The organism is Paenibacillus ehimensis NBRC 15659 (genome assembly GCF_004000785.1).
GTDB lineage: Bacteria > Bacillota > Bacilli > Paenibacillales > NBRC-103111 > Paenibacillus_G > Paenibacillus_G ehimensis.
Genome location: NZ_BILX01000001.1, coordinates 216,524 through 240,592 on the forward strand (window position 1 = coordinate 216,524; position 24,069 = coordinate 240,592).

Here is a 24,069-nt window from a genome sequence, read left to right on the forward strand (position 1 = left end):
GAAGGAGGCGTCCCAATGTCCCGAGACAATGCCAACAACAACGGCAAAAAGTCGCAGCCCGGCAACAACCGAGACTCGGAAGTGGCAGAGTCCAAAACGAAAAAATAACGGGAATTCGCAGCCAGCCGTTCGCGGCTGGTTTTTTTGGGTTTATTTCGGTATACATCATTTGGTAAAATGGAGCGTAAACCGTTATACTGGGAACGTAGGACAACCTTTCATTTTTGGAGGAATCTTAATGAGCACATTTGCCCAAAAACTGGAGAAATATGCAACGCTGGCCGTTCGGGTAGGCGCCAATGTACAGCAGGGACAAACGGTGGTCGTAATGGCCCCGGTCGCCGCCGCGGAGCTGGTCCGGCTTGTCGCCGTCAAGGCTTATGAGGCCGGCGCGAAGAATGTCATGGTGGAGTGGAACGACGAGGAACTGACGCGGATCAAATACAAGATGGCGCCGATGGAAGCGTTTCACGAATTTCCGATGTGGAAGGCGCAAGGCCTTCAGGAGCTGGCGGAGAACGATGCGGCCTTTATTCAATTTTACGGGCCGAATCCGGACCTGCTCAAGGACGTCGACCCGGAGCGGGTCTCTACGGCGAACAAGACAGCTTCTACCGCGTTGAAAGGGTACCGCAGCCAGCTGATGGCGCACCGCGCGTCCTGGACGCTGATGGCTTACGCCACCCCGGAATGGGCTGTGAAAATATTTCCCGATCTCTCGCCGGAGGCCGCTCTCGATGCTCTGTGGGAGCGTATTTTTGAAGCGACCCGCGTGAACGCGGACGACCCCGTCGAGGCCTGGAAGGAGCATAATGCCCGCCTGGCCCGGACCGTGAGCTACTTGAACGAGAAACGGTACAAGCAGCTCGTCTACGAAGCATCGGGCACGAGCCTGACCGTGGACCTGCCGGAGAAGCACGTCTGGCTCGGCGGCGCGAAAGAGAACGCCAAGGGCATCCTCTTCAACCCGAACCTGCCGACGGAGGAAGTATTTACGATGCCCCGGCAGGACGGCGTCAACGGCGTGGTCCGCAGCACGAAGCCGCTTAATCACGGAGGCCAGCTTATCGACGGGTTCAGCCTGACGTTCAAGGACGGCAAAGTCGTCGATTTCTCGGCGGATCAAGGCTACGAGATGCTGAAGCGGCTGCTTGACACGGACGAGGGAGCGCGCAAGCTTGGCGAAGTCGCCTTGGTTCCGCACGAATCGCCGATCTCGAATACGAATCTGATCTTCTACAACACGCTGTTCGACGAGAACGCATCGAGCCATCTGGCCCTCGGGCAAGCGTATCCGGTCAATCTGGACGGCGGCACGGAGATGAAGGAAGAGGAGCTGTCCCAACACGGGGCGAACAGCAGTCTCGTGCACGTCGATTTCATGATCGGCTCGGCCGACATGAACATCGACGGGATTACGCAGGACGGCGTACGGGAGCCGGTATTCCGCGCCGGCAACTGGGCGCTGCCCGTCTAAAACGGAAAACGGAGCAAGGCGCCGAGGCGCTTCGCTCCGTTTTTGTATGCAGTGGATAGACTTTACGTTTGGTTTTTTTGCATGGAGTAGCATTTGCGGCATACCGGCAAATAGCTTTCGTTGCCGCCGATGTGAATCTGCGCGCCCTCAAATACCGGCTTGCCGTCGGCAAGGCGCATATTCATCGTCGCTTTGCGGTCGCAGTACCAGCAGACCGTCTTGATCTCTTCGATTTTGTCCGCCAGCGCAAACAGATGATAGCTGCCCTCGAACAGCTGGCCGAGAAAATCCGCCCGCAGCCCGTACGCGATGACGGGAATGCCGAGCGTATCCGCGATTTCCGTGAGCTGCAGCACCTGCTGCTTGTTCAGAAACTGCGCTTCGTCGATCAGAATGCAGTTCGGCCGCTCGGCCGCCGCCATTCCGATCATGTCGAGGCTATCGTCAATGACGATGCCGTCCTTCTTCATCCCGATGCGGGAAGCGACGACGCCCACGCCGTCCCGGTCATCCACCGCAGGGGTGAAGAGCAGCACTTTCTTGCCTTGCTCCTCGTAATTGTGTGCGACGCGCAGTACTTCGATCGACTTGCCGCTGTTCATCGTTCCGTAACGAAAATATAGCTTGGCCACGCCTCTAGTCCGCCTCTCCCTGAGAAATCACGAAGTTTATCATAGCATAAGTTGAAGGGGAGGTACAGGTTATCCCTTTATGCTGGTTAAATATGGTACAATGAGGGCTACAAAGCTTGGAGAAGCGGTGATCTTGATGAAAAGCACAGGAAGCCATGTTCGGAAATTAGCGCCGGGGCTTGAAAAAACGGCGCGGCTTTCCCCTCCGCCAGAGCCTCTTTCTGCGCAGCGCCCGGGCAGCGCTAACACGGCGCGGCAGCTTGCTTCGGCTCCCGCCTTCGTCGCGCAGATGCAGCGGCGTTGTGGAAATCAGGCGACGATCCGTTATTTGACCGGTTCCCGGCCTACCCATGACCATCCGCCGGTCCAATGCAAAATCAACATTTCCCCGATGATCATCACCTTGGACGACGAGTTCACAGAGCGCATTGCCGAGTATAACGAATTAGCAGAGGATGCCCCTCTTTCCACTAAAATCAACACGCTCTCCGAAATTGAACGGGCCTGCTTTCGTTGGTTTATGAATCGGCAATCGGACGATCTCGAAGAAGACCCGGAAGCCCCCCCTATGAGAACGCTCATGGACCTGCTTCACGGCGAACGGCATGCTTTGGTTCAGCAATCGGTGACGGGCGGCCATGCTGCAGCCGAAGACAGCGATCTCCCCATTGCCGGATTTGATCGGCTCGACGAGGAAGCCCAACGAAAGGTGCGCGGGATGTGGGGCAAGTTAATCCAAGACCGCGGAAGTGTCCGCATCGTGGAGAAGGAGGGCCACGGAGGCTTTAGGATGCGCATGCTCACGGAATTCTCGCGAATGCTGGAAAGCCATTTCGGCCGGGGGTTGCTGGAACGAATCAACGAATCGGATAAAAAAATTGAAATTTCCCCTTTTTCCGTTGCCAAAGACGTTGGAGCATCTGCGGCCGCCTCGCCGGCAGGCGATCATACGGAACAGGCCAAGCTGAAGAGGCTGTCCGGACAGCCGAAAGACAGGGACAAGTACAAGGAGATCAGGCTTGACGGCTTGACCAAGCAGGAGCGGATTTCCGCTCTGGACAATATGCGGCGGGAAAGGCCGGATCAGGTGGGCGTGAAGCTGATTTTGCAAGGGAAGCCTGAGCAGTACTATGCTTTCGGCCAAGGTACCGATGTGAAGGTGACGATGCCGTCCGACTTAAAGGAATCTTCTTATTACTACGGGAATCGGCTCATCGATACCGGGGGAAAGGAGCTGATTGCTCCCGCGTTCTCCACGTTAACTCACGAGCTCGGTCATGCTTTTCATATGCAGCAGGGCACGAAAACGGATAGCGCAAGCGAGTTAATGGAATATATCGACGATCAGGATCATTTGGAAGCATGGTCCAATATGGAGGAGTACATTAATATCCAGGGAACGGAAAACCCGTTTCGAAGCGAGTACGGATTGGGCGAGAGGCACGGACATGAGAATATCCCGCTATTGATCATGAACAAGCTGCAAGGGCGGCTTTTGGAAGCGTGTCGATGGTTGGATGGGAAAACCGATCTTGACAGCCAATACAAGCAAGAGATGGAAAGCGAACTCACGAAATTGTCCGCCTTTGTCTATGCGAATTGGACAGACGAGCATAACTTAAAACAGGCTAAGCAAAACGTCGGCAATCTCCCCCGGCGATTGGAGCAAATGTACGCAGTAGCGTTGGAACGGCAGCAGCTGGACCGGATCGCATCGGACGAAGAGTCGAGGGGAATACGCCGCTCTGCCCCGATCCCCATCCCCGGGTCTGATGAAACGGAGCAGGACTCCTTTCGCCCTGGCGGGCTGATGGACAGCAATATGGAACGCTATGCCGAGCAATTGGAAAGGCAAAAGCAGCTGCACAACCTACGAGCCAAATATTACAATAAATTGGGAATATAGACCGTAAAACTGAAAAAACGGCTTATAACCGAACCTTCCCTACGCTTCCGGCTACGTTTCCCGTATGATGGGTCTTGTAGACTAACGCGAGGAGGAAACGCTTTTGACGAACGCTACGAAGGTAAGATTCGAAGCCATTGATGAGGACAATTGGGAAGATTGCGTGAAGCTGGAGGTGAAGGAGGAGCAGCGGAAGATGGTGGCTCCCAACTGGTATTCGATTATTCAAGCCGCCTACGATAAATCGTACACGCCGCTCTCCATTTATCATGAAGATACGATGGTCGGCTTTTTCATGTACGGCAAGGACCCGGAAGACGGGCTGTACTGGATCGTGCGGCTGATGATCGACAAAAAGTTTCAAGGCCGGGGCTACGGCGAGGCTGCGATCCGGCTGGGACTGGAGCTGATCATGCGTCAGGAGGATTGCTCTCCCGAGATCGTCATCAGCTATAAGCCGGACAATGAGGCGGCCGGGAAGCTGTACGAGCGCGTAGGCTTTGTGACGACCGGCCGGATCATCGATGGGGAAACGGAAGCGAGATACAAGGTTTTGAGCTGAGCACAGCGAACGCTCGCGTGAACAAAAAGGCTCCCTTATCGTCAGATAAAGGAGCCTTTGCTTGCGGCCGGTTCTTGCATGCTTTAAATCGGTAACGTTACCGTCACGGTCGTTCCCACACCGGCTTCGCTTGCGATGGCCATGCGGCCTTTGTGCTCGGTGACGATTTTTTGGCTCACCATCAGACCGAGTCCCGAGCCGTTTTCTTTCGTCGTATAGAAGGGCTCGCTGATCCGCTGAAGCAGCTCGGCGGGAATGCCGTCGCCCTCGTCCCGGAAGGCGATCGCCAGCATGCCCGGCTCGGCCAAGGCCGCCACAATCTCCACGGTTCCGCCCAGCGGCATCGCTTCGACGGCGTTTTTCACGATATTGATGAACAGCTGCTTCAATTGGTTTTCCTCGCACCGAACCGCAGGCAGGTCCGGCTTGATCCGTGTTTTGAAACTGACGTTGTTCAGATTCGCTTGCGCTTCCAGCAGCGAGAGGACGTCGGCGAGAATGGGGCCGATCCGCTTATAATGAAAGATGGCTGCTCTTGGTTTGGCCAGCAGCAGCATTTCGCTGATGATGTGCTCGATGCGCGTCAGCTCCGACGACATGATGTCCAAGTAGTGCTCCTTGTAATGCCCGGCCGTCTTCATAAACTGCGTAAAACCTTTCAGCGAGGTCAGCGGGTTGCGGATTTCATGGGCAATGCCGGCGGCGAGCTGCCCGGCGACCGACAGCTTCTCCGAGTTGCGCAGCAGCTCCTCGGTAGCCTTGCTTTCGCTGATGTCCCGCCCAATAATGCAGATCCCGGTAATATCCTGGTCCTTGCCGACAACGGGCGAGATCGTGAGGCTCATATCGATCGGCGTGCCGTCCTTGCGCTTGCGCTTCGTTTCGAAGCTGGAGATTTGCTTGCCCTGCAGCGCTTTGCGGAACAGCAGCTCCGACTCGATCCACAGCTCCTCCGGGATGTTCGGCGGACGTTCGCCGATGAGCTCCGCTTCGCTATAGCCGAACAAGGCGATGAACGCTTTGTTCACCTTGGTCAGCCGAAGGTCCGCGTCGAGAATCGCAATGGTGTCCGCAGCATGCTCAATCATGGAATCAAGCTGCTGCTTGGTCGCGCGAAGCGTCTCCTCCTGCTCCTTATGCCGGGTAATATCCCGGATAAAGACGGACAAGCCGGGCTTGCAAGGAAAGCAGCTGACTTCCAGCCACTTTTTGACCAGTGGATAATAATCGTGATAAAAGACGGGAACCGCTTCTTCTATCGCCCTCCAGCATGCTTTGTAAAAGCCTGCTCCAAGCCACTCCGGTATCGTGCCCCGAATGCCGTGTCCGAGCGTATGCTCCCGGCTGAGCTGCAAAAGCTGCTCGGCGTTCCGATTCACATAGACGAGCTCTCCGCTTCGGTTCAGCATCATATAGGCGTCGGCAATCGTTTCGAGCATGGAGGTCATGCGGATGAGCGATTCTTGAAGCGCTCCTTCGGCCTCTTTTTGTGCGGTGATATCCTGGGTTTGCATGTATATGTAAGCTGGTCCGCCGCTGCCGTCCTTGAGCTCGACCGCATAAACGCTCATCCATAAGGTTTGTCCGTCCGCGCTTAACCAGCGCATCTCGGTTTCGTAGCGGGAGAGCTGGCCCGATACGAGCTGGCTCATATGGTGCATGCACAGGAGAAGCTCCCCGGGATGCACTAAGGTCTGAAGATTCATCCGCTCCAGTTCTTCGGTCCTGTAACCGAGCTTCTTGCCGAGCGATTCGCCGGCCATCAGCAGGTTGCAGTCCTGATCGAGCAGGAGGGAGCCGGTGTGGGGGCTGGCGAAGCTTTTCAGCGCCAGATCGACAAGCATTCGTGAAAAAGTCCCATCCGCTTTGGTTTTCAACTGCTCCGGGACGAATGGCGATGCGAGCAAATCGTTCATGAATGAGACTCCCTCCACTTTTTTAGGCTGAAAGTTAACATTCGTCAAAAATCAACACAATTCCTTTTTTTGAAGGTCCCGTTTTTTTACAAGCGGCAAAAATGGGGCGAAATGTCTACCTAATTTTTGAATTGCTATAATAAAAATGGGATGATAATATAACATATAGGGTTTCATCAGGAATTTTATAGATGACCAACCAACCTGCCATAAAGACAACGAAATCAAGGGCGAACGGCGTCGAAGGACGCAGTCGCCCTTTTCGCAGCTTTAGGGAAGGTGTCGTTTTTATGTCGGACATGTCGTTTTTAGTCTTTTTACAACGATGGGAAATTTAGGTGTAACCTTGGCTTGGCACGTCACGTCCAAAGGTATAATCGCGTTAAGGTGAATCCAAGGAGGCGGAAGTGAAATGACAGGAAAGGACCTGAAAAGCTTGTTGTCGCCACAGGAGCTTGAAGCATTGACGCATAGCCCTCAAGGAAACGGATCGGGAATCGATGGGCGTGCGGAGCCGGAAAGCGTCATGGAGCCGGAGCTGGAGCGGCTGCGGCTCGAAACGGCCCGGCTAGACCTGACGGTCGCCCGTCTTATCGAACGGGTGGAGCAGCTGGAGCTTCGGCTGGAAAGCCGCTTCGCGAACGAGACGGGCAGCCGCGAAGGCGGCGTCCCCGAGGCATTCGCGGCGGGCGAATGGAATGGGCGGGAAGCCGCTGCCGCGAAAGCCGTCACGGGCCCGCCCGCGCCGGAGGAGCCGACGCTTTCCCGGGTGAGAACGTACGGCCGCAAAAAGCGGGACCGTTCCTAGGGAAGGCAGGCCCGTTGTCTGCAGCCGATATCGGGGCACGGGATACCCGCTTAAAACCATCACGACTGCGGCATCCGCGGCGTCAGGAACCGGCCGATTTCCTCCGGCAGCACCTCCGTATCCGACGGATGGAAGTAATAGTTGTTGTCGTCGCGGAACAAGCTCTGCTTATGCGCGACCGGTTCCCCGGTTTGAAACACGATGCGGTACTCTTTCGGGTCTCCGCCGGTTACGGCCGGCCGGTAGCTTTCTTTCTTTTGCCCGTGTCCGAGCAGCTCCATGAACAGCCCGGTGTCGGCTCTTTCGAGCGAACGGAACCGCTGCCAGGCATTCGCTTGCTTGGAGTAAACATACACGTCGATCCGCGTCACCCGCTCGGCCGGAAGGTCCTTGTAGCTCCAGGTGCGGGCAAGCTTGCCATCCGCGTTTCTTGCGCTGTACAGCTTGTAGCCGCCCGCTTCGTTGTCCGCCTTGGCGGCAATCAGGGAGTGGTCCGGGTACCCTTTGACGGCGTAAAGGCGCGTGCCTTCCTGCAAAAACGCCGCATCCCCGTCTTTCGTCTTATAGCTCGGGTTGGTGACGGCTCCCTCGACCCTGAACTTCACGATGCCGACAACCTCATCTGTCACCGCGTCCGGGGAGGCGGCCACCGCTTCATAGACCCCGTGATATTCCTTTCCGTTCAGCTTGACGAAATCCACCCAATCGATAACGGTATTTCCTGTCTTCAATGGGTCCGTTTTGGCATTGCAGGCGGGCAGTACGAGCAGCAGCAGGCAGAGCAGCAAACGCCAAACCATCGTCGTCACTTCCTTTCGTCCGGTTGACCGGGCAGGGTGTGTGTAACGTAATGGACGCACGCCTTCGTCAGAAAGTTGCGCAGCGGCAAGAGCGTAGGCGTCCTCTTACGAAACCCTTACCCGGCTGGGGCAACAATAAAACCGGCCGGGACCTTGGAAGAAAGGCGCCGGCCGGCGAATCGTTCAATAGCGAGAGGAGAAGCGCTTGTTCCCGTTTCGGCAGCGCTGCTTGCCTCGGGCCCCGGTTCCGGTTGCGGCGGCGCAAACGTGCTTGGCGCGGTAAGGAACCGAGCGGGCGGTGTTCGCCTGAGGAAGGAAGCGGATCGAACCGGCGATGCGGGGAGCGTCCTGATTGACCATTCGCTTGAGCAGGCGGATGGCCGCTCCGTACGTTTTGTAATCGTAGTCGTTCGTCTTCGGATCGTAGAAGGCTTCCGGAAGCTCCTCGGGCGTCATATAGGCGAACACGCGGCCGCCGTGTTCCGCGAGGAAGACGAGCGGAGAATCGCCGTAGCCTTCGCGGTTCCATTCCTTACGCGTCATGCGGAACACCAGAATGGCCAGCGCGTCGTCATACACTTTGCCTTTGTACCTGAACCGGAAATGCAGCTCGTACTCCGTTTCGCGGCTCCGTCTGTGCCGGTCGATGACCGCGTACGTCCTCCACCACGCGGGGAAACGGAGGGTAAATCCGTATCTCGCGTTTCGATACACGAAATGGCTCGGCTTGTTCACGTCGCTCGGGTCCCCTTTCGAACCTAAGGTTGTGTTACTACTGTATTCGTGGAAGCCTCGAATTATAATCCCCGCGTTGTCAAAGCCCCGGAACGCGCCCGTCAGTCACGGCTTAAACCAGATGTTTTTGAACTGCACCCAATCCAGCGCATCCAGCGAAATCCCTTTGACGGATTCATGGTAGATCGTTTTCAGCCGTTTGAAATATAAAAAGTGAAGCACCTGCTTGGCGGTCAAGTGCGCTTCAATCGCTTGCAGCAGAGCCGAGCGGCGGCTGGACGACGGCTCGCGCAGCGTGTCCTCCATCAATGCGGAGACCTTGGCTTTGACCGCGGGCTCCAAATGCCGCTGCATGCTTTTGTACAAGTCGATGAGCCGGAGCTCCGCATCGTTGTCGAGCATGATGGAGAACAGCAGCAGATCGGCATGGAGCCGCTGCTCGCTCTTGAACTCCTCCACGGTCAGCAGCTTGATCTCCACGGCAAACCCGGCTTCCTGCAGCAGCGCCTGCACATGCAGCGCATCCGGCTCATAGTGGGTGATCGTGCACAGCGTCAGCCGCTGGCCGTCGTAGGCGGAGCGCTTGAGCAGCGCGCGGATGCGGCCGGCCTCGTGGGCAAGCGGCTCCGCTTCCGGCACCGTGCTTCCGTGTCCGTGCCCGATAAAGCTGTCGGCGGTATAGATGGCGTCGCCGCCGATCCGCTCAAGCAGCTTGCGGCGGTTCAAGGCGGCGCATACGGCGCCCCGCAGCGCAGGGTCGCTGAGCGGCCCCTGCTTCAGCAGGTTGAAGGTCAGAAACCGGCACGTAGCCCCCGGCTGCTGTACCTGCTGCCAGGTTTCGGAAGCTTCGTCGGGAAGACGATAGTTGTGGATAATTTGAAAGCTTTCCAGCGTCCGCTCGCTGCCCTGCACCTGCATGTCGGGAATATGCCACAGCTCTACGCGGTCGAGATGCGCCCGCCCTTGGAAATAAGCGGGAAAAGCATCGAGCACGCACATGGACGCATCCAAGTGCGTCAGCTTGAACGGACCTGTGCCGACAGGAGCGAGCGCAAAGCGGTCCCCCAGCTCCTCGCATACCTCGGCCGGGACGATGGAGGCGCGGTTCGTGCCCGCGTATTGCAGCAGCAGCTCGCAAGGCTCGGAGAGCCGGATGCTGACCGTAATCGGGTCGGCCGCTTCCACGCGGTCAATCTGCCGGTGCACCCAGCTGTACAGCGAGCCGGCCGCCAGCCGCTTGAGCCTCTCGAACGTATACTTTACGTCGTCCGCGGTCAACTCCCTGCCGTGATGGAACTGAATGCCTTTGCGCAAATGGAACGTCCAGACCGTCCGCGCCTCGTTCACCTCCCAAGCGTGAGCGATATGCGGCTCGATCGTTTGGGTCAGCCGGTTGTAGCGCACAAGCGGATCGAACAGCTGGTGCACGAGGTGCGCTTCCGTCCGGAAATTGGTTGTGGCGGGGTCGAGCGACAGCAGCGACTGGGTGAGCGGGAACCGCAGCGTATCGAAGCGCTTGCTGCCCTGCATCTCGCTGCTGTAGCCGAAATAGCCAGCCAGCCAGCGGTGGAAGCTGTCCCGTAGCGAGCCTTCGGGCGAAGAGACGTTCAGCTGCTCCAGCGCGCCACGCAAATCTTTGCGCTCGACAAGCTCTTGCGCGATCGTGAGTATGAGATCCTCGGCAGGTTTGTAGAACGTCAGGGCGGACTTTTGACCGCGCCCGCGCTTCGGCAGCCAATCGAGCCAGGCTTCGCTTTGCATTTTTTTGAGCAGCAGCACGACATTGCGGTGCGTGCAGCCGAGAACGGCCGCCAGTTCGTCGAGATTCACGAGGTGCGGCTGCCGCTCGGCGATATGCGGATACTGCTCGCGAAGGCGGATATAGTGATTTGCCAGCTTCATAGGACAACCTCCGGGCGTTCTGAAAAAATATGAAATTTACATTTCAAAATTTACTCTTTTTATTCGTGTTTTTCAAGTTACAATAAACGTGGATGGGCAATTCGACAAATTTATAGCGAATTGGAAAATAGTTCAATCACGAGGAGGAATTCGGATGTACTGTCCTTCATGGTCCGATCAAGAGCAAATTCGAGGGGTAAAGCGGCTTCCGCTTACGGTCGCCTGGGGCGATCAACTGCTGTCGGAGGCCGAAGCGGCCGTGAATGCGGCGCATACCGACGAGGAATTGCGGAGGGCGGTTTTCGCACTGGCCCGGCTCGCTTACGGGCGTATTCACGGCAAGGATCTGCTCGATCTGCTGCAGGTGGACGACGAGGAAATTTTGCGCGACCTCACTGGGAATATCGATGATATAGAACAAGCAAGTTCTTACGACTTGCGGCAATGGGCTAACCGATGGAGCCGGCAAATCCGGCAAAGCAGGCAAGAAACCGCCGTGCTGCAATAAGCTTAGAGGAGGCTCGGGAAGCTCATGAAGACGGAAGCCGCTCCGGTCCGGAGCGAAAGAAAGCTGCTGCTTGCCGCGCTCGGCTGCGCAGTCGTCCATCACTATTTGTTTTACGAAAAAACGTGGGGCGTCTCGTTTCCGCTGTTCGTGCTGTTATTTTACGTTTATTATTACTGGGCTGTCCGGGAGAAGCGGGAGCTCCGGCTGGAGCCGTCCATGGCGTTGGCCGTTCCCGTGCTTTTGCTGTCCTTCACCTATGCGGTGCACTCGAACCTGCTTCTGCTCGTTCTGAACGCTTTGGCGGTGCCGCTGCTGATCGTGGCGCACACGACTTGGCATATGTCGGAGGGGCGGCTCAGGACGCCGTTCATCTTCCGCTTGCTCGATCAGGTGTTCGTTCAAACGCTCAGGTACGTGCCTCAAGCGGTCGTCGTCGCCTTTCGTGCCGTATCGTTCAAAATGAAAGCAGGCCGCTCCCAAGAGCTGATAAAGGTGCTGATCGGGCTGATCGTTTCGATCCCGCTGCTGCTCGCAGTCGTCGCCTTGCTGGCTTCGGCCGATTCCATATTCGACCGCACACTGGCCCGGCTGCCGGAGCTGACAAGCGGCCTTCAGCTCGGCCTGACGCTGTTTCGCGCCTTATGGATCGCCTGCATCGCGGCGGGTTTGTTCGCTTACGTGCGAGGCTTGCTTCAACCGAAGCCTTGGCCGTCCCGGGCTGCTGCGGAGGAAGACGTAGCCGCCGGTTCGACAACTCCGGCAGCCGCTTCGGCGGCCGTTGTTACGCCATCGGCGGCGGTGCCGCGCATCGATGCGACCGTCGCTGCCACCATCCTGGTAGTGCTGAACGCCGTCTACTTGCTTTTTGCCTTCGTACAGTTTTCGTACTTCTTCGGAGGCGGCGCCGCCGAGCTGCCGGAAGGCATTACCTACGCTTCCTATGCGCGCAAAGGCTTTGCCGAGCTGGTTGTCGTCACGCTGATCAACTTGACCGTTCTGATGATCATGCTGTACGGAGTGAAGCGTCCGGGACTCGCCGCCTGGCGGTTTCTGCGCGCGCTCCTCGGGGTACTTGTCGGCTGCACCGGCATTATGCTGAGCTCCGCCTACTTGCGCCTTTCGATGTACGAGGAGGCCTACGGCTATACCGTGGCACGGCTGCTCGTGCATGCGTTCATGATCTTTCTGCTTGTTCTGTTCGTGCTGGCTCTCGTCAAGCTGTGGCGGGAGCGGCTGCCGCTGTTTCGATGCTATGCGGCCGTCACCGTGACCGCGTACGTCATCGTCAATTACTTCGGCATCGATGCGGCGGTGGCGCGGGGCAACATTCAGCGCTACGAGGCGACGGGCAGGATCGATACCGCTTATTTGGGCGGCCTGGGCTACGAGGTCGTGCCGCTGCTGCTGGAGCTGAAACGGAAGCATCCGGAGGCCGAGGGGATAGACAAGGCGCTTCAGAGCTTCCAAAGCCGCATCGAGAGCGGGAAGCCCGCCTCGTGGACGGAATTCAACTGGTCCGAATGGAGAGCGGCGAAGGCGTTGGAAGAGGCCTAGCGCTTAAGCCCCGGCGGCCTTGAAATTAATTGGACCGGGCAAAAGGAAAGCAAGAACGCTTGTCGAAATTTACACCTATGACGCAGACACCATATAAAAGATACCTCAAAGTAAGTGCCGTTATTTTATTGTTTCTATTCGTACTCCTTGGCTTCCGGTGGCTTTGGTTTTGGACTTTTGCCGCTCCGGATCATCCCAGTGCGGTTCAAGGCGTGTTGGATCTGCGAGGCTGGGACCTGGAACATTCCCGCTCCCTTGCATTGGACGGCGAGTGGGAATTTTACCCCGGAGCCCTCCTCTCTCATGAAGACGCGAGGAGCCAACCTGCCGGCAATCCCAATTATGTTGAGGTTCCCGGGGATTGGGGCAGAGGGATGCCGGAAGGCTCGGAATCGTCGTACGGCTACGGGACCTACCGGCTTCGCATTTTGGTCGATCAGCCGCTAAGCCAACCTTACGGCTTCTGGATTCAGGAGATCATGGCTTCGTCCGCTATCGAAATTAACGGCCGGAAGGCAGCCGAATTTGGCCGGCTTGCGGAGAGCGCGGATAAGTACAAGCCGCGAAAAGTTTCTTATACCGCAACCTATGAGCAGGACGATGTGAAGGAAATCGAACTGCTAGTACGCGCAGCCAATTACGAAAATCCGTTAAAAGGAGGAATAGTTAAGTCCATTCGCTTCGGCTCTCAGGCGGCCATTGACTACGAACGCTGGTATTCCATCGGTTTTCAGCTCGTCACCTTCATCGTGCTGCTGCTGCATGGCTTATACGCCGTCATCTTATATTTTTTCAACCCGCGGCATAAGGTGCTGCTTCTCTTTTTTCTGCTGCTTGCGGATGCCGGCATTACTATCGTTTCCGATCATGACAACTTGCTTTTGATCTGGCTGCCGATAGATTTTGCATGGGCGCTGAAAATCAGGCTGCTTTCCTACTTGTGGCTGCCCTACTTCGTGCTGCTGTTAGCCAGAAGCTTTGAGGATCATGCCGACGGCATCCGATGGTTTCGCGTTTACAGCGCCTTGCTCGGGATCTACTCGGCCTTTGTGCTTGTCGCTCCCCCGCCGCTCATTTACTATTCGATGCACGTCAGAGTGTTCTCTTTGCTTTATTTGTTGCCCGGGGTCTGGTTTTTATATCTGTTCGCCCGTAAGGTCGCCAGAAACGATCAAGACGCTTTGTTTTTACTGTTTGCCGCGATGGGCATCGTATCCAGTATTGCCTGGGGCGTATTTACCCCTTTCAACCCGGCGAGCAGCGTTTACTTTCCGATCGACATTATCGGATCCATTATTTGCTTCTCGGCCTACTGGTTCAAGCGGTTTTTCCGCAACGCCGAGGAGAACGCCAAGCTGAACGAGCAGCTGCGTGCGTCCGACAAGCTGAAGGACCAATTCCTGGCGAATACGTCCCATGAGCTGAGAACGCCGCTGCACGGCATTTTGAATATCGCCCAAACCGTTGCGGCCAAAGAGAAGCATGCGATGGACCGCGCCAGCTTCGAGAACATGGAGCTGTTGATCACGATTAGCCGCCGGATGTCGCAGCTGCTCGACGACCTGCTGGACGTGGCGCAGCTCCAGGACAAGCGCATCGTGCTGCAGAAGGAGCCGCTGCGGATTCAAGCGGTCGCCTCCGGCGTCGCCGGGATGCTCCGGTTTATAACCGATTCCAAGCCCGTTCAGCTGGAGATAGCCATTGCGGATGCGGTGCCCCCGGTATTGGCGGATGAAAAAAGACTTGTGCAAATTTTGTTCAATTTGGTACATAACGCCCTGAAATATACGGACGAAGGAACGGTGGTCATCTCCGCCGAAAGCAGCGGCGAGCTGGTGGTCGTTCAGGTCTCCGATAGCGGAATCGGCATGGATGAGGAGACGCGGGCGCGCATCTTTTTGCCGTATGAGCAAGGGCCTCACGGGAGAAGCGACAGCGGGGGAATCGGCCTTGGCTTAAGCATCTGCAAGCAGCTGGTCGAATTGCACGGCGGCGAGCTGACGGTCCGCTCCGAACCGGGCCGTGGCTCCGTGTTCAGCTTTGCGCTTCCGATCGCCGTTGCGGCGAGCCTCCCGCCGGAGCATACTCCGCAACCGCAGACTGCCGAAGAGGAGAAAGCGGGGGGCGGCTTGATTCTGTCCGGGAACCTAAGCGGCGTGTGGCCTGACCTGCCGTCCGCAGCGCCGTCCTTTGCCGGCGAAAAAATGAACATTCTCGCGGTCGATGACGATCCGGTCAACCTGAAGGTGCTCGTCGGCATCCTCTCTACGGAGCAGTACAAGATCAGGACCGTTTCGTCGGGCAGGGAGGCGCTGGAACTGCTCGACGCGGAGCCGTGGGACTTGCTGATTGCCGACGTCATGATGCCGCATATGTCCGGCTACGAGCTGACACGGAGGGTGAGGGCGCATTTCTCCATTTCGGAGCTTCCGGTGCTGCTGCTGACCGCCCGAAGCCAGCTTGCGGACATCTACACCGGATTTTTGTCCGGGGCCAACGATTACGTGACCAAGCCGGTCGACGCGCTCGAGCTGAAATACCGCATCTGGTCGTTAACCACGCTGAAGCAATCCGTCAACGAACGGCTGCGCATGGAAGCCGCTTATTTGCAGGCGCAAATTCATCCTCATTTTCTGTTCAACACGCTTAACTCGATTATGGTGCTAAGCGACGTGGATACGGACAAAATGCGCAATTTAATCGACGCCTTTGCGTCGTATTTGCGGATCAGCTTCGATTTTCTGAATTCGGGCAATCTGGTGGAGCTTGCCCATGAGCTGGAGCTTGTTCGAGCGTTCCTGTATATCGAACAGGAACGGTTTGGCGACAGGTTAACCATTATATGGGAGGTTGAGCCGGACATGGATTTGATGCTTCCTCCGCTGACGATCCAGCCCCTTGTCGAAAATGCGGTCAAGCACGGTCTCCTTCGTCAAGGGAAGGGCGGTACGGTAGTGATCCGGATTGTCCGCCGCGAAGGCTCCGTGCTTATTGAATTCAAGGATAACGGCATCGGGATGGAACAAGAACGGGCCGATCAGCTGCTGAATCTGACGATGAAAAGCAAAGGCGGAATCGGGCTGTCCAATACGAACCGGCGGCTGAAACAGCGATATGGGAAAGGTCTCTCCATCCAAAGCAGCCCCGGCGAAGGCACGACGGTATCGTTCGCGCTCCCGGACCGGGAAGGGCAGGGCGGGACCAAGCCCGAAAAGCCCGCATCCGTACTTTTTAACTAACGCTATTTCCCGACCCCCCGAGTCGCTCTTGCGATTCGGGGGTTTTCCATGGTTTCCTTTCGTCCGGCTTTATAAATTTCTTAGAATTGGCCGCTATGATAAGAGCAAGCCGGCTATCCGGCAGAACGATCGGACCTACGAAAGGAGCCTTATCATGATGAAACCAACTTCAGCCAACGAACGAATCGTTTTTCTCGATATCGTGCGGGGGATCGCCATTCTCGGCATCCTGTTGGTCAATATGACCTTTTACAGCAGCTCGCTGCAGGCCATTCAAATGCAGATCGAGCAGTGGCCGGGGATCTGGGACCAAGCGGTAAAGATGCTGCAAAGAATTTTTGTCGACGGAAAATTTATGGCCATGTTTTCCTTCCTGTTCGGGTACGGGATGATTCTGTTTAAGGAACGGGCGGAGCAGAAAGGGAACCGGTTCGGCCGGCTGTACGCCAGAAGGCTGCTGGCGCTTCTTGTCTTCGGGCTGATCCACGGAATTCTGATCTGGTTCGGGGACATTCTGGTGCATTACGCGCTGCTCGGATTTATTTTGCTCTTGTTTCATAAACGCCGGCCGAGGACGCTGCTGATCTGGGCCATTGCCCTCCTGCTGCTGCTTCCGGCCGTCCTGGTGGCGACGGGAGCGCCGGCCACGCCCAAGCTCTCGCCGGAAACGGCCGCACGCGTACAAAAAATGATCGCGCGCGATCAACTGATCTACGGCAGCGGCACGTTTGCCGACATTGGCCGGCAGCGATTCGGAGACTGGGTGATGAGCTTTTTTAACCAGATTACGTTTTATCCGCAGATTCTTGGCCTGTTCTTGCTCGGCGCTTATTTTGCCAAACGCCGCGTGCTTCACGACATCCGGGCTCATGCCGGCTTGCTGCGCAAGCTGTGCTGGTGGGCGGGCGGCTTCGGGCTGATCACGAATATCGCGGCGGTCTCGCTGCCGGATCAACCCGCATTTGCCGGAGCGAAAAGCTTGTTTACCGTGCTCGGGGTGCTCCTGGGCTCGCCGCTGCTCGGTCTGGGTTACATCGCTTTGGTCGCTTTGTGGTTCAAGCGCTCTCCGCAGCATAGCCCATTGTCGCTCTTTGCTCCGGTCGGGCGGATGGCATTTACCAATTATATCCTGCAGTCGCTCGTTTGTACGCTGCTGTTTTACGGGTATGGGCTGGGTTGGTACGGGAAGGTCGGACCTGCGGCAGGCTTGCTGCTGGCATTGGCCGTGTTTGGGGCGCAGATGGTGTGGAGCCGCTTATGGTTCAAGCGGTTCTCGATCGGTCCGCTCGAATGGCTCTGGAGAGGGTTTACATACTGGAACAACCCTTCCGCTTCGGCAACAAAATCAGCAGGATAACGAAAAGAGATGGCTCCGTTACGTTAGGCGGAGGCCATCTCTTTTAGCGTGACGCAAATCCGCGCGCCGCCTTCCGGGCGGTTGAACGCGGCGACATCGCCGCCGTGCTTCTCTGCCAGCTTCTTTACGATATACAGTCCGAGTCCCGCGTGGCCTTTTTCTTCGGAGCGCGACGTATCCCCCTGGTAAAATTGCTCGAACAGATGCGCAAGGTCGTTCACGCTGAAGCCCCGTCCCGTATCCTCTACCTCGAAGTGCAGCCGCCCGTCCCGATAGCCGATCCGCCAACGGATTTCCCCGCCTTCCGGGGTGAAGCGGAGACTGTTGGCCATCAGGTTGTCCATGATTTGCTCCAGCCGGAGAAAATCGATCCGCAGCGGTTGATCGGGCAGCAAGCCGTCGGTGTCCAGGAGCAGGGCAACCTGCTTGCTCTCGCACAGCAGCTTGTAGTCATCGCGTTTGCGCTCGAAGAACGGAAGGGGGTTGGAGGCGGCGGGAGATAACGTGAAATCCGGACGTTCGATATCCGATATCGTCGTCAGCTCGTCCAGCAGGCGGGCCGCCCGCTCCGTATTCCCCTGAATCGTCCGCAAATAGCGGGGGAGCCGGTCCGGACGTTGAGCCGCCCCCTCAAGCAGATTGTCCACGTGCCCCTGAATGATCGTCAGCGGCGTGCGCAGGTCGTGTGTGATCGCGGCCACCATATCCCGGCGATGCTGCTCCATGTTCCATTGGGCCGTGAGCGAATCGTGCAGGGCGCGCCGCATCTCTTCAAAAGCGGAGGCGAGCTCGGCCAGTTCCTTGGAACCGCCGACATCCGCTAACGTAAAATCCAAATCGCCCTGCTGAATCCGTCGGGCTCCGTCGGTCAATCGGCTGACCGGAGGCTTCAACCGGGTTCCAAGCCTGCGGGCGAACAGAAACGTGAACAGCATAATAAACACGAACGGAGCGGCCAAATTCGTTACGATGAGCAAAAACGTAGCCATCGGCTGGTCCGCGTTGCTCGTCACCAGACTTAAATCGTAGCGGAGGACGAACACGCCGGCCAGCCCGCCTTGAGCATCCGTTACGGGATAGAACAGCACGATTTTCCCGTTGACACGCTCGTTTGTATTCAGCTTCGACAGCAGCTCTTCTTTGGAGGAGATGTAGCTTTTATTCATCGTCCCGTACCGAAATTTGCCTTGGGCATCGAGGACCTGGTATTGAATGCCGGCCGCAGGGATACGCTTCTCCAGAGCGGTCCGGGCGTCGGGTGTCAAGAGCGCTTCCTTGAGCCCGAGGGCGTATTCGGCAATTTCCGGAATTTGCTTTTCGTAGTAGTTGGCCGGGCGAACGGTCTTCTCGTTCGTGAAAATATAATAAGTGCTTGCGCCCCAGACGGCAATGGAGCAGACGACGCTCAGGAGCAGCACGAGCAGAAAAGCGACGCCGAATTGACTGCGGAACGTCAGCTTGTTCATGACGCGCTTGCTCCCATTTTATAGCCGACTCCCCAGACCGTGGCGATATACTCCGTATCCGGGTCCGCCTCCGCCAGCTTGGATCGGATCTTCTTGATGTGCTCGGTCACCGTGGCCGAATCGCCTTCCGCTTCAAGGCCCCAGACCTTCTCGTAGATGCGGTCCCTCGACAGCACCTGATTCGGGTGCATCATCAGCAGTTGCACGATCTCGAACTCCCGCGCGGTTAAAGGAATCGTCCGGTTCCGGTAATGAAGCTGATAGGCGTCCAAATCCAGCATCAGCTCGCCGAAGTGCAGGATCGACCGGCTTGCCCGGGTCTCGCTCCGGCGCTCCCGCCGCAAATGAGCCTGGACGCGCGCTTTCAATTCTTTGATGCTGAACGGCTTCACCAAATAATCGTCTCCGCCGACCATCAGCCCTTGAATGCGGTCCGTTTCGCTTCCGCGCGCGCTCAGAAACAGAATCGGGCACGTCACCAACGGGCGAATGGAGCGGCATACCTCCCAGCCGTCAATTCCCGGCATCATCACGTCGAGAATGATCAGATCCGGCTGTTCCTTCAAAAGCGCGAAGACTTCCTCGCCTCCCGAGGCGGTCAGCACGGTATAGCCTTCGTCCGTCAGGGCGTCCTCCATGAACGTCAGAATGTCCCGTTCGTCGTCTGCGATTAGGATTTTTTCCATGATTGTGTCTCCTGTTCGTTGGCTTCCCTACGGTCTGGAGCCGTATTTGCTCCTGTAATGCGCCAGCGCCAGCAGCGGCCAGATCGCGTTGTAGCTGTGATAGCGCACGTAAAAATCCCCGGGCAGCGCCGCGCCGGTAGGATACTTGGCCGGCCACGAGGCGTCCCCGGCCTCCACCATGCCCGACAGCGCATGCGCGGCCCGGTTGATGGCGTCGGTCGGCGCCGGGTGCACCGCGATCAGCGTATCGAGCGCCCAGGCGGTCTGCGAGGGCGTGCTGGCGCCCAGCGGGATGTAGAGCTTGGCCCGGTCGCTGCGGCACGACTCGCCGAAGCCGCCGTCGGGGTTTTGGATACCGGCGAGCCACCGCACCGCTTGTTGCAGCTCCGGCTGATCGGGCGGAACCCCGGCGGCTGCGAGTCCGGTTACGGCGGCCCATGTGCCGTAAATATAGCAGATGCCCCAACGGCCGTACCAGGAGCCGTTCCGCTCCTGACGGCCGAGCAGCCACTGGACGGCGCGCCGGATGAACGGCTGCTCTTGGCCGAGTCCCGCCCAGGTGCCCAGATATTCCAGCGTGCGCCCGGTCAGGTCCGCGGCCGAAGCGTCGAGCGCCGCCGCCTCCGCGCCGTCGACGGGAAGAGCGGCGAGCAGCGGGGAATTTTTGTTTCGCTCGAAGGCCGGCCAGCCGCCGTCGTCGTTCTGCAGCGACAGCACCCAATGAAGACCGCGGCTTCTTGCTTCGCGGTACCCGGCCTCGGGCCGCCCCGGACTTCGGCGCAGCGCCCGCAGCGCGGCGGTCGTATCGTCCACATCCGGCACGATCGTATTGACGTCGGAGAACCCCCATCCGCCGGGAACGGGGTTCGCGACATCGGCGCTCCAATCGCCGAGCTTCGTGTGCTGGCGCGAGAGCAGGTAGGCATCCGCCCGCCGGATCGCCGGATGCGACGCCGGCAGCCCCGCCTCCTGCAGCGCATGGCTAAGGAGCGCCGTATCCCAGACGGTGGAGGGCGAATTTTGCACGTGAAGCTGCCCTTCGGATTCGCAGGCGAGCGAGATCAGTCCTTGCACCGCTTGGGTGATGACGGGATGCCGCTTGTCGTACCCGAGCGCCAGCAGTGCATAGACCATCAGGAAAGTGCAGGACGCATAGCTGTACAGCGTCCCGTTCGGTTCGATCCGCTCCAGCATATAGCGCTCGGCATGCCGGAGCGCCAGCCGGCGGAGCTCCTGCGGCAGGTAAGGCAGCTGATGCAGGGCGCGTTGAATATCGTTCCACCAGCCGGAGAGGCGCCGGTCTTCCCCGAAATCGCTTCCCTCCGCATGCGCCGACCAGCGCTCGCGGGCCGGCAGCAGCTCGGACAAGTCGGGCGTCCCCGCCGGTTTGACCGTGAACTGCCGGACGCCCAGTATCGCAGCGGGCGCCAGATGCACGCGCGCGTAATTGGAGAAGCGGTAAAAGCTCAGCGGGAACGACCGGGGAAGCAGAAGCAGTTCCGGCGGAAAGGGGAACGGCTGCGGCCACGGGTACTGACCGATGACGGCCAGTATCATCTTGGTCAACACGCCGCTGACGTTCCGCACGCCGCCCTTGGACAAAATAAACCGTCTCGCCCGCCGCAGCGCCTCGTCGGAGGAGGGGAGGCCGGCGTACCGCAGCGCCGCATAAGCTTCAACCGTCGCGGACAAATGCCCGTCGCCGTCGTCATGAAACCATTTCCACGCGCCGTCCGCTTCCTGCTTCGATACAATCCGGTTTGCTAAACGCCGTATGAGGTATTCGTCCTTGATGTTTAACGATCTTAATAGCAGAATCAGATAACCGTCCGTCACGATCCCGTTTTCAAAGCAAAAACGCCACGTCCCGTCCTGCGATTGCCGCGTCAGCAGCATCTGCATCAAACGATCGGTGGCGGTTTCGACAATCCGGTGGAGGCTGCTCATGCTCATCATCCTTTCCCCAACATTGTATGGGGGCACCCGGCAAATCATGCGCGGGTTCGGGAAGAAGCGGGACGGGCATGCGGCTCCGGCCCGATATTCGGCAGCGGTCAGGAGCCCGCGGCGATTTTCGCAGCCGTATAGTTGCGAATGGTTTCGGGGATGTACCGCAAGGAAGACAACGTGAAATAGGCGCCGGACGGCTCCACGTCCACTTCGACCTGATTGTAGGCCCATTCCAGCTCCGCCGGCATGAAGATGGCGTGAATGCCAGCCTTAAGCGCCGGGATAATATCGGTGCGAAGCGAATTGCCGATCATCCAGGTGTTGTTCCGGTCGAAGCCGTTCGCACGGATGAGTCCGTCGAGGTACTCGGCGTTTTTATGGCGCGTGACGTAGATCCGATTGCCGAAGAACCGTTCCAGCTCCGCTTCTTTCACTTTGCGCATCTGAACCGTCGGGTCCCCTCCGGTATACAAATGAAGCGAATGGCCGTCCTCCTGCAGCATGCGGAGCGTCTCTTCCATATAAGGATACGGCTCGATGCTGTGGCCGTAAACGGAGGCGCCGAGCTCGATCAGCCGTTTGACTTCCACGTCATTTTTGGACCGGCCGGTCAAATCGGTGTAATATTCGTACGTATCGACGAACGATTGGGGGAAGTGATCGGGGGCAAAGCCGCTCACGAGCACCCGCTCCAAATCGATTTCCGATTGTTTTTTCTTGATTTCCTCAATGGACAGGTGGTGGCCGTGAAACCACGCTTCCATTTGGTCCGCGAATTGGTCGATCACCATATCGAAAAATTTGTTGCAGTACAGAAGCGTATCGTCCATATCAAACAAGATCGTTTGTTGTTCTTTCGTCATAGCGATTTCTCCTACTCTCTCTAAGCTTTTTGTTGTTTTTTGCATGCCCTGTTCCTGCATAGGCCTGGAGGCCGTAGAGAAAAAAGGATCGCCGCGAGTTTTTTTCACGAATCCCACCAGCTTAAAGTAGAATCAAAGGATTCGTGAAAAACGTGTCTGAGTGAAGGCGAGCCTTTTTTCTCGCAGGCCGGGTACAGCCGAAGCAAGGGCAGTCAACCTTAACAACAAAAAGCTTTTCTCTTCATTATAGCATGGCTATCATGAGAGACGCATCCTCCTGCGGCGCTTGGCCCATCTCGCTCTGGCCTTGGAACACGGCCCCCGGTTCGATAATCAGCGTAGCGGCGCGGACGGTGCCGACCAAGCGGCCCGTCGGGGTGATGCGGACGATGCCCTCCGCCTCTACGCGTCCGTCCAGCGTCCCGGCGATGACAACGTCGCGGGCGCGCAGATCGGTGGAGCGAACGATTCCTTTCTCCCCGACCGCCACTTCGCCTGCGGCTTGAAGCATTCCTTGAAACTCGCCTTCGATACGGACGTCGGCTTCCGAGCGGAACGTTCCTTCGAGGACGGTGCCTTCGCCGATCAACGAGACGGAGCGCCCGGAACGCGAAGAGCGGCTTCGCAAACCGTTCATTCGAAACATCACTTTTTCCTCTCCTTTTTTCGGTTATGGCTTGGCATGTAGGGCGCAGGGTCGGTGCTTTTGCCGCTGAGCAGCACCTCGTAGTGAAGATGGGGACCGGTGCTGCGGCCTGTTGTTCCCAGTTGACCGATCGTCTGTCCTTTATCGACCCGGTCGCCCCGATTCACCTGCGTGCGGTTCAGATGCATGTACCACGTCCGCAGCTTATTGTCGTGCTCGATGACGACATTATGCCCGTGCAGCTTGTCATAGCCGACCGATTGGACGACGCCGCCCGCGACCGCATAGACCGGATCGCCCAGCTTGCCCGCAATGTCGATACCGCGATGGAAGCTGAGCTTTTTCGTAAACGGGTCTTTGCGGTAGCCGTACGGTGAGGTAACGATCTTGGAGAGCGTAGGCCATATATCGGGCGTGCGCTGCTGCCTCTCCTGCTTCTCTTGCAGCTGCCGTTTCGTTTGGCCGAGCCGGGAGGCGAGCTCCTTCATCTCGGCGTGCAGCGCCGTGTAACGGGCTCCCGTCGCCGCGGCCAGCTCGTGCGTCTGCCCCTCGGTCACGGGGAACGCCTCGCCGCCCATTCCTCCTGCGCCAACCGCTGCGGATACCGGCTGTCCGCCCGGTTTCCGGCGCTCGGCGCTGCCGGGAGCCAGCTTGTGCAAATCCTGCTCGAGCCGCTTCATCCGCTCCATTTGGCTCCGGACTTCCGCAGCTTGCTTCGAAAGCGCATAAATATCGTTTTGCAGCTGTTCGATGGCTGCGTTTTTCCGGTGTAAATCTTGCTCCAGCTGCGCCGTCCGCCCCTTCATTTCCACCGATTTCAGCGAAACGGCGACCGTGGAATGCAGACTGCGAATCGTGAGAATGCAAATCGTTCCGATCAGCAGCAGCATAAGGAAGATTGTACTCCACAGCGCGGCGCGGGACAGCTTGAGGCGAACGACGCTTCCGTTCGCCTCGGGAATGATGACGAACGTCAGCTTGCTTTGAAACCACGTGAACTTCATGACGGCTCCTTTCGGTAGATCGGCCTCGGCCCGAGAAGGTTATTCGGCGAGGCCGGTC

General features: G+C 57.8%; 19 protein-coding genes. 8 read left to right on the top strand and 11 right to left on the bottom strand.

Annotation, left to right across the window (positions count from 1 at the left end; translation table 11 throughout):
- The first annotated feature begins 238 nt into the window (after nt 1-238).
- Nucleotides 239-1,477, top strand: a complete 1,239-nt coding sequence (locus PEH01S_RS00985) for an aminopeptidase (protein ID WP_127483621.1) — start codon at nt 239-241, stop codon at nt 1,475-1,477.
- A gap of 62 nt (nt 1,478-1,539) precedes the next feature.
- Here PEH01S_RS00985 and PEH01S_RS00990 read toward each other — a convergent pair whose 3' ends face one another.
- Nucleotides 1,540-2,109, bottom strand: a complete 570-nt coding sequence (locus tag PEH01S_RS00990; protein ID WP_025844640.1) for a thymidine kinase — start codon at nt 2,107-2,109, stop codon at nt 1,540-1,542.
- Nucleotides 2,110-2,242: 133 nt separating this feature from the next.
- Here PEH01S_RS00990 and PEH01S_RS00995 point away from each other — a divergent pair, with 133 nt between their 5' ends.
- Nucleotides 2,243-4,015 (top strand): hypothetical protein, encoded by a 1,773-nt coding sequence (locus PEH01S_RS00995; protein WP_127483622.1) that lies wholly within the window; start codon nt 2,243-2,245, stop codon nt 4,013-4,015.
- A 103-nt stretch (nt 4,016-4,118) separates the two neighbouring features.
- A complete protein-coding gene (locus PEH01S_RS01000) occupies nt 4,119-4,577 on the top strand; it encodes a GNAT family N-acetyltransferase (RefSeq protein WP_025844637.1) in 459 nt (152 codons plus the stop codon).
- An 83-nt stretch (nt 4,578-4,660) separates the two neighbouring features.
- Here the strand turns inward: PEH01S_RS01000 and PEH01S_RS01005 are convergent, their stop codons facing one another.
- A complete protein-coding gene (locus PEH01S_RS01005; protein WP_025844635.1) occupies nt 4,661-6,493 on the bottom strand; it encodes a PAS domain-containing sensor histidine kinase in 1,833 nt (610 codons plus the stop codon).
- A 412-nt stretch (nt 6,494-6,905) separates the two neighbouring features.
- Between PEH01S_RS01005 and PEH01S_RS01010 the strand changes: the two genes are divergently transcribed.
- Nucleotides 6,906-7,301, top strand: coding sequence for a hypothetical protein (locus PEH01S_RS01010; protein ID WP_025844633.1), 396 nt, complete (start codon nt 6,906-6,908; stop codon nt 7,299-7,301).
- Between the two features lie 59 nt (nt 7,302-7,360).
- Here the strand turns inward: PEH01S_RS01010 and PEH01S_RS01015 are convergent, their stop codons facing one another.
- From PEH01S_RS01015 to PEH01S_RS01025, 3 genes are all read right to left on the bottom strand, one after another.
- Nucleotides 7,361-8,101 (bottom strand): hypothetical protein, encoded by a 741-nt coding sequence (locus PEH01S_RS01015; protein WP_127483623.1) that lies wholly within the window; start codon nt 8,099-8,101, stop codon nt 7,361-7,363.
- Between the two features lie 183 nt (nt 8,102-8,284).
- Entirely contained in the window at nt 8,285-8,836 is a 552-nt protein-coding gene (locus tag PEH01S_RS01020) for a hypothetical protein (protein WP_025844630.1), read from the bottom strand.
- Nucleotides 8,837-8,941: 105 nt separating this feature from the next.
- Entirely contained in the window at nt 8,942-10,738 is a 1,797-nt protein-coding gene (locus PEH01S_RS01025) for an ABC transporter substrate-binding protein (protein WP_025844628.1), read from the bottom strand.
- A gap of 154 nt (nt 10,739-10,892) precedes the next feature.
- Here PEH01S_RS01025 and PEH01S_RS01030 point away from each other — a divergent pair, with 154 nt between their 5' ends.
- The 4 genes from PEH01S_RS01030 to PEH01S_RS01045 all read left to right on the top strand — a co-directional run bounded on the left by PEH01S_RS01030 (nt 10,893) and on the right by PEH01S_RS01045 (nt 17,396).
- Nucleotides 10,893-11,246, top strand: a complete 354-nt coding sequence (locus PEH01S_RS01030; RefSeq protein ID WP_025844626.1) for a hypothetical protein — start codon at nt 10,893-10,895, stop codon at nt 11,244-11,246.
- 24 nt (nt 11,247-11,270) lie between these two features.
- Nucleotides 11,271-12,800, top strand: coding sequence for a DUF4153 domain-containing protein (locus PEH01S_RS01035; protein WP_127483624.1), 1,530 nt, complete (start codon nt 11,271-11,273; stop codon nt 12,798-12,800).
- A 77-nt stretch (nt 12,801-12,877) separates the two neighbouring features.
- Entirely contained in the window at nt 12,878-16,039 is a 3,162-nt protein-coding gene (locus tag PEH01S_RS01040) for an ATP-binding protein (protein ID WP_164827609.1), read from the top strand.
- 154 nt (nt 16,040-16,193) lie between these two features.
- Complete coding sequence (locus tag PEH01S_RS01045) at nt 16,194-17,396, top strand: DUF418 domain-containing protein (RefSeq protein WP_246062748.1); 1,203 nt, start codon at nt 16,194-16,196, stop codon at nt 17,394-17,396.
- Nucleotides 17,397-17,419: 23 nt separating this feature from the next.
- On the opposite strand, the gene PEH01S_RS01050 is transcribed toward PEH01S_RS01045, so the two are convergent.
- The 6 genes from PEH01S_RS01050 to PEH01S_RS01075 form a co-directional block, all read right to left on the bottom strand.
- A complete protein-coding gene (locus PEH01S_RS01050; RefSeq protein WP_127483626.1) occupies nt 17,420-18,862 on the bottom strand; it encodes a sensor histidine kinase in 1,443 nt (480 codons plus the stop codon).
- A complete protein-coding gene (locus tag PEH01S_RS01055) occupies nt 18,859-19,548 on the bottom strand; it encodes a response regulator transcription factor (RefSeq protein WP_216713069.1) in 690 nt (229 codons plus the stop codon). The genes PEH01S_RS01050 and PEH01S_RS01055 overlap by 4 nt, the downstream gene beginning before the upstream one ends.
- A gap of 27 nt (nt 19,549-19,575) precedes the next feature.
- Nucleotides 19,576-21,495 carry a squalene--hopene cyclase gene (gene shc / locus PEH01S_RS01060; RefSeq protein ID WP_127483627.1) on the bottom strand — a complete coding sequence of 640 codons (1,920 nt, stop codon included), beginning with the start codon at nt 21,493-21,495 and terminating at the stop codon, nt 19,576-19,578.
- A 107-nt stretch (nt 21,496-21,602) separates the two neighbouring features.
- Complete coding sequence (locus PEH01S_RS01065) at nt 21,603-22,361, bottom strand: HAD family hydrolase (RefSeq protein WP_127483628.1); 759 nt, start codon at nt 22,359-22,361, stop codon at nt 21,603-21,605.
- A gap of 244 nt (nt 22,362-22,605) precedes the next feature.
- On the bottom strand, nt 22,606-23,007 hold the full coding sequence (locus PEH01S_RS01070; RefSeq protein WP_025844613.1) for a bactofilin family protein: 402 nt from the start codon (nt 23,005-23,007) through the stop codon (nt 22,606-22,608).
- Complete coding sequence (locus tag PEH01S_RS01075) at nt 23,007-24,011, bottom strand: M23 family metallopeptidase (protein WP_127483629.1); 1,005 nt, start codon at nt 24,009-24,011, stop codon at nt 23,007-23,009. Before PEH01S_RS01075 ends, PEH01S_RS01070 begins: the two co-directional genes overlap by 1 nt.
- Nucleotides 24,012-24,069 lie beyond the last annotated feature (58 nt).

Coding starts and splice junctions, on each gene's coding strand:
- PEH01S_RS01070 (WP_025844613.1), bottom strand. CDS start 23,007: ATGTTTCGAATGAACGGTTTGCGAAGCCGCTCTTCGCGTTCCGGGCGC.
- shc (WP_127483627.1), bottom strand. CDS start 21,495: ATGAGCAGCCTCCACCGGATTGTCGAAACCGCCACCGATCGTTTGATG.
- PEH01S_RS01050 (WP_127483626.1), bottom strand. CDS start 18,862: ATGAACAAGCTGACGTTCCGCAGTCAATTCGGCGTCGCTTTTCTGCTC.
- PEH01S_RS01040 (WP_164827609.1), top strand. CDS start 12,878: ATGACGCAGACACCATATAAAAGATACCTCAAAGTAAGTGCCGTTATT.
- PEH01S_RS01030 (WP_025844626.1), top strand. CDS start 10,893: ATGTACTGTCCTTCATGGTCCGATCAAGAGCAAATTCGAGGGGTAAAG.
- PEH01S_RS01005 (WP_025844635.1), bottom strand. CDS start 6,493: ATGAACGATTTGCTCGCATCGCCATTCGTCCCGGAGCAGTTGAAAACC.
- PEH01S_RS01065 (WP_127483628.1), bottom strand. CDS start 22,361: ATGACGAAAGAACAACAAACGATCTTGTTTGATATGGACGATACGCTT.
- PEH01S_RS01045 (WP_246062748.1), top strand. CDS start 16,194: ATGATGAAACCAACTTCAGCCAACGAACGAATCGTTTTTCTCGATATC.
- PEH01S_RS01035 (WP_127483624.1), top strand. CDS start 11,271: ATGAAGACGGAAGCCGCTCCGGTCCGGAGCGAAAGAAAGCTGCTGCTT.
- PEH01S_RS01075 (WP_127483629.1), bottom strand. CDS start 24,011: ATGAAGTTCACGTGGTTTCAAAGCAAGCTGACGTTCGTCATCATTCCC.
- PEH01S_RS01010 (WP_025844633.1), top strand. CDS start 6,906: ATGACAGGAAAGGACCTGAAAAGCTTGTTGTCGCCACAGGAGCTTGAA.
- PEH01S_RS01015 (WP_127483623.1), bottom strand. CDS start 8,101: ATGGTTTGGCGTTTGCTGCTCTGCCTGCTGCTGCTCGTACTGCCCGCC.
- PEH01S_RS01025 (WP_025844628.1), bottom strand. CDS start 10,738: ATGAAGCTGGCAAATCACTATATCCGCCTTCGCGAGCAGTATCCGCAT.
- PEH01S_RS00985 (WP_127483621.1), top strand. CDS start 239: ATGAGCACATTTGCCCAAAAACTGGAGAAATATGCAACGCTGGCCGTT.
- PEH01S_RS01055 (WP_216713069.1), bottom strand. CDS start 19,548: ATGGAAAAAATCCTAATCGCAGACGACGAACGGGACATTCTGACGTTC.